Below are 14,447 nucleotides of genomic sequence, written 5' to 3'. Positions count from 1 at the left end.
TATGGCCAAATCCTTCCACTGCGATAATTGCGGAGAAGCTGTCAGCCCCGATGAAGAGCGCTGTCCCGGATGCGGCCGCTTCTTTCGGGCAGTTAAATGCCCAGTCTGCGGCTATACGGGGAAGGGGGCTGAATTTCTCAGAGGCTGTCCGGTTTGTGGTTATCTGGCCGATAGCTATGATAAAACCCCTCAGGATAAGAAGAAAAAAAAGGACAGTTTCCTCTCCATGTCCAGAATGTTTGCCTATTCAGCGATTTTTTTTCTCTCTGCTGTGCTTGTCTATCTCATCTATCTGTTTACGAAAATCTAAAACTTGAATTTTTACCAGATAAATCCGGCGCTCAGTCCGGCCGTACCCAGAAGGTCATCTCCCGAGAGATAGCGCAAACCTCCGAAAAGGGAGATTGTAAAGCCAGTCGATCCGGGTGTCAGTGAGGATTCCAGACCCAGATATAGAGGCCACTCGTTTCCTCCATGCAGATAGGACGGAGTTTGAAGGGCCATAGAGAACGCCGCGGAAAATGAGCCGACGTCGATTGACATGGCCCCTTTGAAGTAATTCCAGATATATAACTCGCCCTCTTGAAAGCCGCCGGGCTCAGTCATAGGATAGGAAGGGCTGAAACGGAATTCCGGGGCAATGACAACTGAAAACAAGCCAATACCGAAACTGACCGGTAGACTGAGAGAGAGCCCCGTAACCCCACCATAGGGATCAAAAGGTGGAACGGAACCATAATTCCCCGCTATTCCGTTATAATTGGCCGAAAGGGAGGCGGAAAGAGCAAAGCCTTTGTTTTTATCATGGCCCAGAATCATAAACTTACCAGATGCCTGAAAATCAAAAGAGCTGTGTTCGGTTTGGGGAGAAAGAAACAGTGTTGTTCCGGCTGTCACTTCAATTCTGTCGGTAATCCCCGTCCGGAGAGAGAGGAAAGCCGGAATATACAGATCATCCAGGGATCGTCCTGTAAAAGCCGGATTAAAACCGGTCTGAATTTGACTGACTCCCTGCGGAAGGGTTCTGGCTTCGGGGCAGTAGAGAAAACCGGCTGTACCGGAAAAACTGTTTCTCCATCGCGATTTGCCCCCTTCGGAGACCATAAGGGTTATCCTTTGTAAATCTTTATCTTCAAGCCCTTCACCTTTTATCTCAAGGTGATAGACTCCCGCCTCGGCCGGTCCGGATTTCCTCAAATCAAAGATGATCTCTGTCTTCTCTGTTTCTATGTCCAGAATCTCTTCCTGTACAACAGAATTATCGCTTTCCCGAATAATCCGGTATGACGCTGTTCCCGGAGCTGTAGCTGAGACAGTGAAGCGGACAATCTTCTGCGACGGGCTGTCTCCCAGCCATATGGTATTTCTGTTTACTTCGATCGCCGAAAGGCTGAAATCGCGGGGGACGAGAACCGGAGAAAAACTCTGTTCTTCCTGCGCATCGACAGTTATGACCTGAAAATAATCCTCGTAGCCGAAAGTTTTAATCCGCAATGAGACGTCTCCCGGAGTCACATCAGCTTTATGCCCTTCGATTTTATTATTATTGATATAAATGACGGATCGGGAGGGTAGTCCATCAATGTTCAAAGATGTCAGATAGGGTTTCAGATCAACTTCCACAGAGCTCCTGGCATTGGATTTAATCGTAACGGTAAACTGATAGGGGTAAAAACCGGTTTTGCTCAATTGAATCCGATAATCACCGGGGGGGATATCATTCAGATCCAGAGGGGTGTAATAGGTTCCCAAACCCTGAATCTCAGCTTTGACCTTATCCTGCCGGCAGATCAGTTCCAGACCCTGGCTGTACTGGACTTCTCGATCGTATATCCTGTCCTGGGCGGCAAACAAAGCAGATCTTCTGTAATCGGAAGAGGTGTAGAAATTGATTGTCAGACTTTGCGATGCAGCTGTCGACCCCAGAAGAAAAAGAAACAGAAGAAAAGAGGGAAGAAGTATTCGTTTGCTCATACATCTATATTACTTCCATTGGAAAATAAATCAAAGACAATGCCGTTTCAGCCGATAGAAAAATGTATGGTAAAGAGTAAAAGGGGTTTTCTGACGCCCATTCTAATAGTTTTCAGCTTTTTCAGTGTTTTCTCTCAGAATAGTTATGAAGAAGTCCCCGGGGGATTTCACGATTTTGTTTTCGGAGATTCTCTGGAAATCGTAAAGGAAAAGCTTAAATACGACAGTCATTTCGCTTACAGGGGGGACCCTGACGTCAGCATGATGCTCGAACCGGACAGATCCATAATCGATACGGCGGGCAGCGGATTTATTGAACGGGGATATTTTCTATTCGACGAGGAGAAACTCTACCAGATATCGTTGATCATGAATCGAGAAAAAATCGATTTCTATAGCTTTCAGATGCAGCTTACGGGAAAATACGGAGATCCAGATTCTCTTGATCCGACGGGGATGATATGGGAAAATGACAAATACAGGCTCTCTCTGGAATATCCCCTGACGGTTAAATATGTCGATCTGACTGTTTTCGACAGTTTCCTGGAGGAATCCCAAAAGAGGAAATCGAACGGGGAAGTCCTGAGGGAAGATTTTCTCGATACATTCTGATAAGAGCAGGTTTCGAATGAAGAAAAATCTACTATTGACAATTCTCGCGGTTCTGGCTTTTCTGTCCTGCGATTCCTCATCTCTGGAGACAGCGGAAATTCAGGTCGGGGATAAAACCATAAGGGTTGAAATTGCCGATAACGATCAATCCCGCGCCACAGGGCTTATGAACCGCAAATCCATGGATGAGGATCACGGTATGCTCTTTGTCTTCCAGGAAGAGAAAAAAATGTCTTTCTGGATGAAGAACACGCTTATTCCCCTGTCAATTGCCTATATATCCAAAAACGGAGAGATAAAAGAGATTTATGATATGTATCCTCTCGATGAAAGCCCCGTACGATCGACGCGATCGGTTCTCTATGCTCTCGAAATGAATCAGGGATGGTTTGAGAGAAACGGAATTTCCCCGGGGGACAGGATCACTCTTCCGGAAAATCGGTGAATTCCGCCTGTTCGCCCGGGTCGGATACCAGAATTTCCACTTTTCTTTCTATGGAAGAAATTTCTTTCTCAAGATCTCCTGCCAGTTTCATCCCTCTTTCGAAGTTTGCCACAGTTTCATCGAGAGGCAGCTCCCCCGACTTGATTTTTCTGCTTATCTCTTCCAGTTCGGATAATTTTTCTTCAAATTTCTTTTCTTTCATTCTATATCCTTTATGGTCGCCGAAGCCTTTCCTTCGGCAAATCTGATCCCGACAGTGTCTCCTGTCGATATCCGGGCGGAACTCTTAAGGGTCATACCATCTTTATCGGTGACGATGGAATAGCCTCGTTCCAGGATGGATAAGGGGGAATTCCCTTCCAGTTCTTTCTTTAGTAGAGCCAGCTCATGTTTTTTTCTTTCCATAATGTTATAAATATCATTTGCCATCGATTCTTTCAGGTCATCGATTCTCAACACGCGCGGCTCGAGAAACCTTCTGAAGTGAAGGGTTATTTCCTCCGGCGAAAAAGCTTTGAGTTTCTCCCTGTAAAGCACCATTCGCGAGCGCAGGGCCGATATCATTTCCCTTCTGGTGTTTTCGATAGCACCGGATATTTCTATTGAACTGCTGCAGACCAGCTCTGCCGCGGCCGATGGAGTCGGCGCTCTGAGATCAGCGGCGAAATCTGCCAGAGCGAAATCTATTTCATGGCCTATGCCTGTTATAACCGGCAGGTAAGAGGATGAAACAGCCCTCACGACTGATTCTTCTGAAAAGGGCAGAAGATCTTCCAATGAACCGCCTCCCCGGCTGAGGATGATTAAATCTCCCAGATTCTGCCGGTTGGCAGTTTCTATCATCCTGACGATCTGATTCGCCGCTTCGGCTCCCTGGACCGCGCAGGGAAGAATACGGATTCTGAGCGATGAATTCCGCCTTCTGGTTACCTGAAGTATGTCTCTCAGAGCCGCACCTGTGGGTGAGGTTATAACCGCGACTGTTTCCGGGTAGGGCGGTATCTCTTTTTTGTACTGACTGTCGAAGAGCCCTTCCGCAGCGAGACGCCTCTTTCTCTCCTCGAGCATTTCGAGAATGCTTCCCTTGCCCTGTTCTTCAAGGGAGCTGCAGATTATCTGGTAGTTCCCCCGCTGGGCATAGACGGATAAGCGGCCTGTCGCTTTTACCTTCATGCCGTCTTTCGGCCGAAAAGCCAGTCTGGCGGCGTCTCCTCTGAAGAGAACAGCCTGAATCATGGCTCCCGGGTCTTTCAGCGTAAAATAACAATGGCCGGCGCTGGAGGGCCGGAAATTGGATATTTCCCCCTCCATAAAAATCTGGGGAAATCGCGATTCGAGAAGCATTTTTATAGCAGCAGTCACTTCCGAAACGGAATAGACGTGATTTTCCAGTTCAAACATGGTAAAAGAATATACAGAAAAAGAATTAATTCAAAGCCGGAAAACTGACGATGGTACGAATATGGGCAATGTTGCAATCATCAATTTGACAAATAAAAATGAGTATTTCGATTTCTCCTTTTTTAAAGGTGAGACTGTTCTTGACAGAGTTCTCGATTTCGCCGGATCTCTTGCGGATCGGGAGAAGACGGTTGTGCTCCTCAAAGAGCCGATGGTTCTGGACAGTTCAATCGATCAGATCGTAAAAGAGAGCTGGACGGAAGAAATCCTGTTCGATGTTTTCAGAGAGTTAGCCGGTCTCTACGGCCATATTTTTTATTTCTGGGGCGATTATCCTCTTCTTGATAAAACTCTCGCAGAAAAAATGTATAAAAATCATCTTAAATATTATGCCGGATATACATTCGCCGACGGATATCCCCGGGGGCTGTCTCCTGAAATTCTGCGGTCTTCGGAAATCGAGATGCTTTACAATCTTTCGAGAGGATCATCCAAACCAATCTCCAGGGACACAGTTTTTGAAATCCTGCAGAAAGACATCAATGCCTTTGACATTGAAACGGAAATTTCCCCTGTTGATCTCAGAATGTACAGAATCAGTCTCAGCTGTGATACAAAAAGGAATTCCCTGCAGCTTAAAAGGTTTATCGAATGCGGCATCGAGGACAGAGATTCTCTACTGGAAAAAATCGAAGGCTGCAAAGAGGCTCTGCGAACTCTACCGGCTTATTATCAGATTCAGATCACCGACAGCTGTCCCCAGCGCTGTTCCTATTGTCCCTTCGCCGCAGAAGCAAAGGAACCCGGCAACGGGGCTTCTATGGATCTGAAGGAATATGGTTCTCTTCTGGACCGGATAGCCCGGTTCAGCGATGATGCCTATATTGCCCTCTCCGCCTGGGGAGAGCCGTCTCTCCACGAAAATATCGTAGGAATCATAGAAGAGACAGTGAAAAGAGGGTCGTTAAAGCTTATTCTCGAAACATCAGGACTCGGGTGGGCCGACGATGATCTTCAGAAAATTGCCGGCATCAATGCAAAATACGGAAACCGGGTCGAGTGGATTGTTTCCCTCGACGCCCTCGATAAAAGTGTCTATGAAACTCTCAGGGGGAAAGGTTATGACGAAGCCTGGCGGACAGCCCACAGACTGATGGAGCTCTTTCCCGGGAAATGCTGGGTTCAGGCTGTCCGGATGAAAGAGAACGAAGTGAATCTGGAAGACTTTTTCCGGTACTGGAAAGAAAAAACGGAAAACATCATCATTCAGAAGTACGACTGGTTCTGCGGAACAAGAGAGCAGAAAAAAATAACCGATCTCTCTCCGCTGAACCGCGATCCCTGCTGGCATAACAAGCGGGATATGTTTATCCGGATAAATGGAGATGTTCCTCTTTGCCGAGAGGACTTAAGTGGAAGCATTCTCCTGGGTAATGTTTTCAAAGATGATCTTGAGATTATCTGGGCGGAAGGTGAAAAAACTTACAAAGATCATCTGAAGGGTGAATATTCACCGATGTGCAGGAAGTGTGATGAATACTATACATTCAACTTTTAAGTCTGAATCGAGCAGCTACACGGTTATAGGCGGTTCCAAGCCAGACCGTGAAAGAAAGGAAAAGCGCGGCCTGTCCATAGTTCTTCTCAACAGAGGAGGGCGTCCTTTTCGCAGGGATCTCTTTGAGGAGTTGACAGCTCTGGGCGCTCTGGAAGTCATTTCCATCGAACCGCCGTCGGTCTCCTACGATCTGGAACTTTTGACAAGGAAGCATGCGGAACTCCGTTTCGTCCTTCTTTCGGAAAATGTCACCGCCGGCGAAAGAGTCAATGTGGGTATCAAAGAAGCGGTAGGGCAGTATGTCTTTGTTCTATGGAATGATATGCATATAAAAGCTTCATCGATCTCTTCGCGGGTTCTTCAGAAAATAGCCGAAAGGGAAAATCTCTGCACCGTACCGCTCCTTCAGAACAGCCGGAACGAGACCATTCCATCCTGTTTTGCCCCGGCCTTTACCGATAAAGGAGGAATTGAAGTGATTCCTCTCAACGCTGTACGAAAAGACCTGGCTGCCATATATCCTTTTGATTACTGCGGTATTTACGATCGTGAGAAATTCCTTCTATCCGGAGGATATGATAGCAGAATGATCAATCCCTTCTGGCAGAAGATGGATTTCGGTTTCCGCAGCCATATGTGGGGAGAGAAAATTGTCGCCAATACAGCGGTTAAAATCAATTATCAGAACGAAATACCCTTTGAGGACACTACTGTCGATCAGAGTTATAAACTATTCTTTTTGAAAACACTATCAGTCCGCTATACCGGTGACGCGGGTTATCTGCCTCTGATGGGATTCTTTGCCTACTGGCTCCGCACCGGATCAACCCTTTTTTACGCTTTGCGGGAATACGGGCATGCCAGAAAATGGATCAGAGAAAACCGTTACCGTTTCAAAAGCGATGCCCTCAGCATAACGGAACTGTGGGATGGAGAGGAGTGAATACAGCTGTCTGCCTGCAGGTCAGGCTCGATTCCTCCCGGCTCCCCGGTAAAGCTCTTATTAAAATTGAAGATCTCACTATAGTGGAACACGCCATGCGGGCAATCGGCATGGTGGATGCGGACTTGAGGCTCCTACTGACAACAGAAGAGTGTCTTGATGATCTGGCTCCCCTGGCGGAGAAGTGGAACTTTATCCCCTTTGCCGGTCCGAAAGAGGATGTGCTTCTCCGCTTCGTACAGGCTGCACGGAAATATGATATCCGGACAGTTATCCGGGCAACGGGCGACAATCCTCTGGTATCGGCCAGGATGGCAGACGAAGTTCTGGCTGAGCACAGGAAAACCGGTGCCGATTACAGCAACTGGCCCGATGCTCCACTGGGCACAGGTATAGAAATTGTCGAAACATCGGCCCTGGAGCGGGCTCTGGCTGAGAGTTCCGCACCCTATGATCATGAACATGTCACTCCCTGGATTTATAATAATCCCGGAAAATTTCATCTCAATATACACCGCGTTCCACCGGAATATTATTTTACGGCCAAGGTTTCAGTCGATACGGCTGAGGATCTGGATAAAATAAGAAAAATCTTTTCCGATCTCTACCGGAACAGGCCCACCGAAATCGATGAGCTGGTCAATTATCTGAAAAACAGAACAATTCTGATTCCTTCTACTGTTGAAGGTAACGGTACGGGACATATCAAAAGAATGATCTCCCTGGCCTCTAAACTCAAAGGGGCCGTTTCCATTTATATTGATTCCCGTCATCTGGAAAGGGTCTTGCCGACATTTCCCGATGAAATCCGGCCTCTTATCGTTTCATCCATGGAAAAACCTGAAACATACGGACGTATTGTCGTAGACAGCCGCGTTACAAGTGAAGATTTTTTTTTACAGAATCTTCAGGGTGGAAATGTCATCGCTATCGATGAAGGAGGACCTCTCCGCCGGAGAATCCCCTATCTTATCGATATTCTGCCTTTGCCGGAAAGATTCGGAAAACCGAATATAAGCTCTCTGTCATTTCTGGACCTTCCTGAGCGATCGGAACCGGCCGCCACCGGAGAGAAAATTCTCATATCATTCGGGGGCGAAGATCCGGCGGGGCTGACAACGGCTCTGTGCCGTTTTATAGAAGAAGAATGTGAAGAACTTATTGACAATGTAACAGTCGTTCTGGGGCCGCAATACAGGGGCAGTGAGCCTGACCGCGCATTCCATATATTGAGAAATCCTCCCTCATTGCGGGCTGTTATGAAAGAAAGCTCCGCTGTAATCTGCTCTTACGGGCTGACAGCTTATGAAGCAGCTTCTCTTTCTCTGCCGGTCCTCCTTATCAATCCTTCAGCCTATCATGAAGAACTGTCTGACCTTTCAGGATTTGCCTCGACCGGTGTTGGTCCGGAGAAAAAGAGTGTGCTCGAGCGTTTTCTGAAAAATCCCCGGAATTTTCCGATTGTGCGGAAAGATTTTTCCGGACCGGCTTTCTCTGAAACTATCGAATCGCTCAACCCTTCGGGACGGGGCTGTCCTCTTTGCGGATCAGCTGATTTTGATGTGGAAGCCCGTTTCGAAGAGAAAACCTATTGCCGCTGCAGAAACTGTTCCATGTTGTTCATGATAAATTATGCTCCGGAAAAAATGTCCTATGGAGAAGAGTATTTCTTCGAACAATACGAAAAGCAATACGGGAAAACCTATATTGATGATTTTGATCATCTCTGCGAACTTGCTGGCAGCCGCTTGAAAATGATCGGCCGCCTGGCAGCGGGAGAGCGAAAGAGACTGCTCGACTGCGGTTGCGCCTACGGTCCCTTTTTGAAAAAATCGGAACAGTACGGTTACAAACCTTTCGGAACAGATATTTCTCCCGATGCGGTTGAATATGTCTCATCAACTCTGGGCTATAAGGTCGTGCAGGCTCCTTTTGAATCATTTTATGTTCCGGAGGAATGGGATGCCGTTGAATTTGATGTCCTGACCATGTGGTATGTCATAGAGCACTTTCCCGATCTTCAGCCCGTCCTGAAAAAAGTCAACCGTCTTGTCAGAACAGGAGGTATCTTTGCTTTTTCCACACCAAGCGGAAGCGGCATTTCCTCATTGAAGGACAGGCTTGACTTTTTAAAGTTATCTCCCGATGATCACTACACAGTCTGGGAACCGGAACTTTCAGCATCGTTTCTGGAACGGTACGGATTCAGAATTGAAAAAATACGAGTGACAGGGCATCATCCCGAACGTTTTCCTTCCATCCTGGCGAGAAGCGGAGCGGGGAGGTCACTTCTCAATCTCTACAGTCATTATGCCGGTCTGGGAGATACATTTGAAATTTACGCGAGAAAGGTGAAAGATTTATGACCATTATGATACTGGGTGCGGGAGTCATGCAGGCTCCGGCTATTAGAATAGCCAAAGAGATGGGTTGGACCGTTGTCTGCGCTGACGGAAATCGCAACGCTCCGGCCGCCTCCGATGCGGATAGATTTCTCCATATCGATCTGAAAGACCTTGAGGGGCTTGAAGAAGCGGCGCGGAATCTTCAGCTGGCTGAGGGACTCGACGGGGTCATGACTGCCGGGACAGATTTTTCCGCTTCAGTTGCATGGATTGCTGAAAGGCTGGGCCTTCCGGGACTTAAATACCGGACAGCTCTCAATGCCACGGATAAAATCCGCATGCGGAACTGTTTCCGGGAAAATAAGGTTCCTTCGCCGCGTTTTGTAGAGTTATCTCAGGAGATGGTTTACACCCATGAAACAAAGGAAATGCCTTATCCTCTGGTCGTGAAGCCGGTAGATAACATGGGAGCCCGCGGTGTGAGGAAGATTTTCACTGCCGATGAATTGGAAGACGCTGTAAATAAAGCTATCTCCTTTTCCAGAACAGGCCGTGCCATCGTCGAGGAATTTGTCGCCGGTCCTGAATATTCCATAGACGCTCTGGTAAGCGATGGCGTTGTAACGATCCACGGACTGGCCGAACGCCATATTTACTTCCCTCCCTGCTTTATCGAAATGGGGCACACCATGCCTGCCGTCCTCGATGATAAAAAGAAACGGGCGATTGAAGACACCTTTAAAAAGGGAGTGGCCGCATTGGGAATTGATAATGGTGCTGCCAAGGGAGACATTATATATTCTGAAAGCGGACCTGTGGTCGGGGAAATCGCGGCCCGTCTTTCCGGAGGATATATGTCCGGTTGGACTTTTCCTTTAGCCAGCGGAATGGAATCGACAAAAGGCGCCCTGAAAATTGCCGTCGGTCAAAAACCCGATTTTTACGATGGATCTTATAAGAAGGTCTGTGCTGAAAGGGCTTTCCTTTCCATTCCGGGGACAGTCAAATCTTTGGATAAACTTGAACAGGCCTATAATACGGATTATGTAAACGATTTGTTTTTGAGAATAGATGAAGGGGACAAAGTCAATTTTCCTGTCAATAATGTTGAAAAATGCGGGAATTTTATCAGTTCCCACGAAGACCGGAAAAAAGCTGTACAATCGGCTGAACAGGCTGCCGCCCGGATAATTGTCCGTCTTGATGAAAATGACATCAGCACGGCTGCTTTTCTCTACGGAGAAAAGGATTGGCCTCAGGATGCTTTTGCTCTGAATAATACATACACCGCCGCAGCTTACGAAGATCTGACTGGTGAAATAGACTTTTCTTTCGAAAATGTGAAATTTCCCGCATTTCAGCCGGTTCCCCTTAGCGATCTGGCATACGAGACATCCCGGGACTGGCAGAGCCGGTCGCTTGAGGAAGTCTTCCGGGAAATTCTGGCAATCACCGGAATGGAGGAAACCTCCCGGTCGGAGGATAGGAGAGCGCAGGCTTATTTCTGGCGCGCCGTAATAAAAGGGAGCATACAGGGTGGCCTCTGGTTTTTCGACAGGTTCTGTTCGAATTGACAGAACCTTATTCACAATCCTGATTCTCATCCTTCTGCCGTTATTTATAACGGCTCAATCCATGTCTGTAGAAGATCTGCTGAAAAAAACAGGCGCCCATTTAAAATGGGAACCTTATCACAGAATCGGTTTGCTTGAGAAAGGGGAGAAGTCTATCTCCTTTTCACTGGATAACAGATGGATGATCGGAAATTACTCCGAGATATTGCCCTCCGGAGCAGTGCTTAAGGAAAAAGGCGTTTTAATATTCTCTGAAGATGCCTCCCAGACCGTTCTGAAGTTCTTCGGTGAATCGGTGGAAGAGGAAAATACCTATGATGTCAGAGTCATCCTCATAGATCCCGGCCATGGAGGAAGGGATCCCGGTACTTCCTCGACTGTGACTGTCAATAATATCCCCGTGCTGGTCGAGGAGAAAAACATCAATCTCGACGTTTCGCTCCGTCTGGCGGAATTGCTCAGGGAAAAGTATCCGGAAAAAGAAATTCTTCTCACCAGGACAGACGATTCTTACCCCACCCTGGAAGATCGTGTGAAAATGGCGAACGGTATCGAAGTCGGTCCCAAAGAGGGAATTATCTATATCTCTGTTCATGTCAACGCCTCTCTCAACAGAAAAGCCGAGGGATATGAAATCTGGCATCTTCCGGGAAATTACCGCAGGGAAGTGGTGGACCGCGATGTTTATGAAGGGGATGAGAGCCTTATACCCGTTGTGAATTCCATACTTGAGGAACGGTATGCTCTGGAAAGCATCAGATTGGCCAGGAATATGCTCGAAGGACTTGATGAACAGCTACCGGAAGTCCCGAACCGGGGATTGAAAGAGGAATCGTGGTTCGTTGTACGCAATACCAGAATGGCGGCTGTTCTGGTCGAACTGGGATATATCACAAATAAAGATGAAGCTCTGAGAATGATGCAGACAAGCTACTTGAAGAAGCTGACCAATGGACTCTATAATGGCATCAATCGCTTTATCGACTATTATGAGGAAAAAGGATTTGACTGAGAAAATAAATAAATGGGTAACCGGCAAAGGGATTCTTATTCCCGCTGCGCTTCTGGCAGCTGTTTTTACAATATCGCTTGTTGCTTTTCTGTTTGCGGGCAACCAGGAAGCGAAAAGGGTGCTCTTTTTCCCCGATGACATGACCCGCAAAGTCAGAGGAGAATCCCGTTACCTTCCTGTTTACGGCACCGATGTGGAAAATATCGAGCTGCTGGTACGGGAACTTCTTCTGGGACCGGAATACCTTCTGTACGACCGGGCCGTCCCTCGGGATACCAAATTGAATACGCTCATTTTCGACAAGGGAAAACTCTATCTGGATTTCTCAATTGATATAGCCGTTTCGGACGACTCGGGCTCTGTCCATTTCGAAGATGCAATAAATCTCATAAAAAAAACAGTTACGTTTAATTTTAAGAATGTGCGTACCGTTAATATTACAGTAGACGGTCAGAATCCAGGTTCCGCCTATTATTCCGGCCGCGCAGATAAATAAATATGGTAAAATAATTGTACAAAAAGTTGACAAGTCAATTTCTGTTTGTATAATTTTTTTATAGAGACCAATAGTATTATACTTAACCAAAGTATGAAGGAGCACTTAATGAAACGGTTCTTCGCATTGATGGGAGTTGCACTCTTTCTTGTTTCATCAGTATTTGCTGAAGAATCTGTTCTTATCGACTTCGCCGAACTGGTGGACGATTATCAGGGACAGAACAAAGCGACACTGATGGATTTCAGTTCCGTTGCCGGTACGCGTTATACGGACGAAGAAAAAGCCGCAATGCAGACTTCTCTCTACATTCCGAATTGGGAAGTCAGACTCAGTTCCTCTTCACGAACTGTCCTGAATGATAGCAAGTCCTATGTATTGGCTGTCACTACAGGTGATGAGGCAGCTAAATTCGCCGGTGAGCAGATTATGGGTGTAAGGATTCATTTCCCACTGGGAACTTTCAATTCAAACGCAGTTGTAAGACCCCCCTTTGAAATCCCCGCTTATGCTACCAGCACAGTTGATGAAGAAGCCAAAAGAGGCGACCAGTTCAACGGATACGGAGTTGTAAAGAACGTTGGTGTTCTCAAATCCGTAAAGGTTAACGTATTGGGAAGAAATTTTCCCATGGGTCTCTCCATACTTCTCAGAGATGATAACGAGCAGGTTCAGACTATCTTTATGAGCTATCTCGACTTCGATGGATGGAGAGAGCTTCAGTGGAACAACCCCAATTACATCACTCAGGTAAGAAACAGAGAACTAACAACATACCCTCTCTACCCGAGAAACACTCCCTCTGTAACTCTTGACGGAATTCTGTTCACAAGAGACGCACAGCAGGAAGGTGGAGACTTTATCTCCTACATCAAAGATATCAAAGTCGTATATGACCTCGCTGTAAGAGATGATATCGATAAAGATGTTGATGATGAAGCTGTTTGGAACATTCTCGCCGACAGAGAAGAAGCCAGAAGAAACGCCGAGCTGAAAAGACTTGGAAATCTTCAGGTCCTCAGATATCTTGAAGGCAAAAAGATGGATTCCAGCGCTGCGACTGCAACGACAGACGAAGCTGCGACTGTACCTGCAGCTGAGTAACTCCTTAAGTTACTATATAGAAAAGACCGCCGCGGCGGTCTTTTTTGTATTTATAAACAGGACTTGTTTAGAACTTATAGATAAATTCAGTTTCCACTTTAAAAAGGAAATCGGGAATAATATCAGCGGGTAGATCGCCGCTTAATGAGAAACTGTAGAGGCTGTAGTCCATAAGAGCCTTCAGTTCGAACTTTTTCCCTATTCTGACTATTGTCCCCGCTCCAACGAAAATATGGCCGTAGGCAGCCGTATCGCGGCTATCTGCATCATCAGAGGGGAATACCCGTCTGTTCGATTTGTATCCGAGAGAGATAAGCAGATTGAATGGTATGTTTTTTCTGTATAAATCCGCTTCCATTTGGTAAACCGACCTGCCATCTTTAGTCAGTGAGAGATAGTTCGAATAATCTCCGTATCGGCTGAATTGACTGTTTTCGAACGAAAATGTGCAAATTGCACCGGGAATATTCAAACTTAAGGATACATTAACCTGGCTTTGTGTGTAGTCGGAATCTCTGTCGGATAGACCTCCGATGGTGGAAAAGTATGACGCCGATAGACAGAAAAGCCCCTCTTTGCGTACAGCAGCAGAACTGTTTATGGCTGGTTTTATCCTGCTTTCGCCGTTATTCAGAAAAGCGAACGACGGGCCAGCGGAAATAAGAACATGAGTGCCGGTGTAGGACAACCGGCTGTTTATAAAATTTCCCGTCAGGTCTTCGCGGGACACTTCCACCGACGCGGATAACAGATCGTTGATGTCGTAACCGGTTCCGGTCGAAAAACCCCAGACCAGAGAAAGATCGGCAGATTGAGGATCCGTATTAAAACCGCCATTGCTCAAAGTAAAGCCTGTCGTTATGTCGGCAGATGCCAGAGGAAAAAGTAACAGAAGCCCGAAAGTCATGAGAATCCCAGTCTTGATTTGTTTCATGATATTTTCCTGTAAAACTATCTAAATCAAATTATAAACGGAACATAGA

The 14,447-nt window shown here is 46.7% G+C and carries 14 protein-coding genes; 10 read left to right on the top strand and 4 right to left on the bottom strand.

Annotated features, from left to right (window positions below; genetic code table 11):
• The first annotated feature begins 1 nt into the window (after position 1).
• A complete protein-coding gene (locus HNR50_RS04055) occupies positions 2 to 310 on the top strand; it encodes a rubredoxin-like domain-containing protein (RefSeq protein WP_184744073.1) in 309 nt (102 codons plus the stop codon).
• Between the two features lie 11 nt (positions 311 to 321).
• Here HNR50_RS04055 and HNR50_RS04050 read toward each other — a convergent pair whose 3' ends face one another.
• The gene (locus HNR50_RS04050) at positions 322 to 1,974 is read right to left on the bottom strand and encodes a PEGA domain-containing protein (RefSeq protein WP_184744070.1); all 1,653 of its coding nucleotides are present in this window, start codon (positions 1,972 to 1,974) and stop codon (positions 322 to 324) included.
• 66 nt (positions 1,975 to 2,040) lie between these two features.
• Here HNR50_RS04050 and HNR50_RS04045 point away from each other — a divergent pair, with 66 nt between their 5' ends.
• Both HNR50_RS04045 and HNR50_RS04040 read left to right on the top strand, forming a co-directional pair.
• On the top strand, positions 2,041 to 2,586 hold the full coding sequence (locus HNR50_RS04045) for a hypothetical protein (protein WP_184744067.1): 546 nt from the start codon (positions 2,041 to 2,043) through the stop codon (positions 2,584 to 2,586).
• Positions 2,587 to 2,602: 16 nt separating this feature from the next.
• Positions 2,603 to 3,031 carry a DUF192 domain-containing protein gene (locus HNR50_RS04040; RefSeq protein ID WP_184744064.1) on the top strand — a complete coding sequence of 143 codons (429 nt, stop codon included), beginning with the start codon at positions 2,603 to 2,605 and terminating at the stop codon, positions 3,029 to 3,031.
• Here HNR50_RS04040 and xseB read toward each other — a convergent pair.
• The gene (xseB, locus tag HNR50_RS04035) at positions 3,009 to 3,233 is read right to left on the bottom strand and encodes an exodeoxyribonuclease VII small subunit (RefSeq protein ID WP_184744061.1); all 225 of its coding nucleotides are present in this window, start codon (positions 3,231 to 3,233) and stop codon (positions 3,009 to 3,011) included. The two genes, HNR50_RS04040 and xseB, sit on opposite strands and share 23 nt — an antisense overlap.
• A complete protein-coding gene (gene xseA / locus HNR50_RS04030; RefSeq protein WP_184744059.1) occupies positions 3,230 to 4,432 on the bottom strand; it encodes an exodeoxyribonuclease VII large subunit in 1,203 nt (400 codons plus the stop codon). Before xseA ends, xseB begins: the two co-directional genes overlap by 4 nt.
• Between xseA and HNR50_RS04025 the strand changes: the two genes are divergently transcribed.
• From HNR50_RS04025 to HNR50_RS03995, 7 genes are all read left to right on the top strand, one after another.
• The gene (locus HNR50_RS04025; RefSeq protein ID WP_184744056.1) at positions 4,431 to 5,990 is read left to right on the top strand and encodes a spiro-SPASM protein; all 1,560 of its coding nucleotides are present in this window, start codon (positions 4,431 to 4,433) and stop codon (positions 5,988 to 5,990) included. The two genes, xseA and HNR50_RS04025, sit on opposite strands and share 2 nt — an antisense overlap.
• Positions 5,965 to 6,933: a hypothetical protein gene (locus HNR50_RS04020; protein WP_184744052.1), complete on the top strand. Its 969-nt coding sequence runs from the start codon at positions 5,965 to 5,967 to the stop codon at positions 6,931 to 6,933. Before HNR50_RS04025 ends, HNR50_RS04020 begins: the two co-directional genes overlap by 26 nt.
• Entirely contained in the window at positions 6,930 to 9,299 is a 2,370-nt protein-coding gene (locus tag HNR50_RS04015; protein ID WP_184744049.1) for a cytidylyltransferase domain-containing protein, read from the top strand. The genes HNR50_RS04020 and HNR50_RS04015 overlap by 4 nt, the downstream gene beginning before the upstream one ends.
• The gene (locus HNR50_RS04010; RefSeq protein ID WP_246433758.1) at positions 9,296 to 10,852 is read left to right on the top strand and encodes an ATP-grasp domain-containing protein; all 1,557 of its coding nucleotides are present in this window, start codon (positions 9,296 to 9,298) and stop codon (positions 10,850 to 10,852) included. Before HNR50_RS04015 ends, HNR50_RS04010 begins: the two co-directional genes overlap by 4 nt.
• A complete protein-coding gene (locus HNR50_RS04005) occupies positions 10,815 to 11,864 on the top strand; it encodes an N-acetylmuramoyl-L-alanine amidase (RefSeq protein WP_184744047.1) in 1,050 nt (349 codons plus the stop codon). Before HNR50_RS04010 ends, HNR50_RS04005 begins: the two co-directional genes overlap by 38 nt.
• On the top strand, positions 11,857 to 12,360 hold the full coding sequence (locus HNR50_RS04000; protein ID WP_184744043.1) for a GerMN domain-containing protein: 504 nt from the start codon (positions 11,857 to 11,859) through the stop codon (positions 12,358 to 12,360). Before HNR50_RS04005 ends, HNR50_RS04000 begins: the two co-directional genes overlap by 8 nt.
• Before the next feature lie 108 nt (positions 12,361 to 12,468).
• Positions 12,469 to 13,464 carry a flagellar filament outer layer protein FlaA gene (locus HNR50_RS03995; protein WP_184744039.1) on the top strand — a complete coding sequence of 332 codons (996 nt, stop codon included), beginning with the start codon at positions 12,469 to 12,471 and terminating at the stop codon, positions 13,462 to 13,464.
• A 67-nt stretch (positions 13,465 to 13,531) separates the two neighbouring features.
• Here the strand turns inward: HNR50_RS03995 and HNR50_RS03990 are convergent, their stop codons facing one another.
• The gene (locus HNR50_RS03990; protein WP_184744037.1) at positions 13,532 to 14,398 is read right to left on the bottom strand and encodes a hypothetical protein; all 867 of its coding nucleotides are present in this window, start codon (positions 14,396 to 14,398) and stop codon (positions 13,532 to 13,534) included.
• Positions 14,399 to 14,447 lie beyond the last annotated feature (49 nt).

Origin of the sequence: Spirochaeta isovalerica, from assembly GCF_014207565.1 — a bacterium.
Lineage (GTDB): Bacteria > Spirochaetota > Spirochaetia > DSM-2461 > DSM-2461 > Spirochaeta_F > Spirochaeta_F isovalerica.
This window is presented reverse-complemented; position numbering and strand designations above follow the sequence as displayed.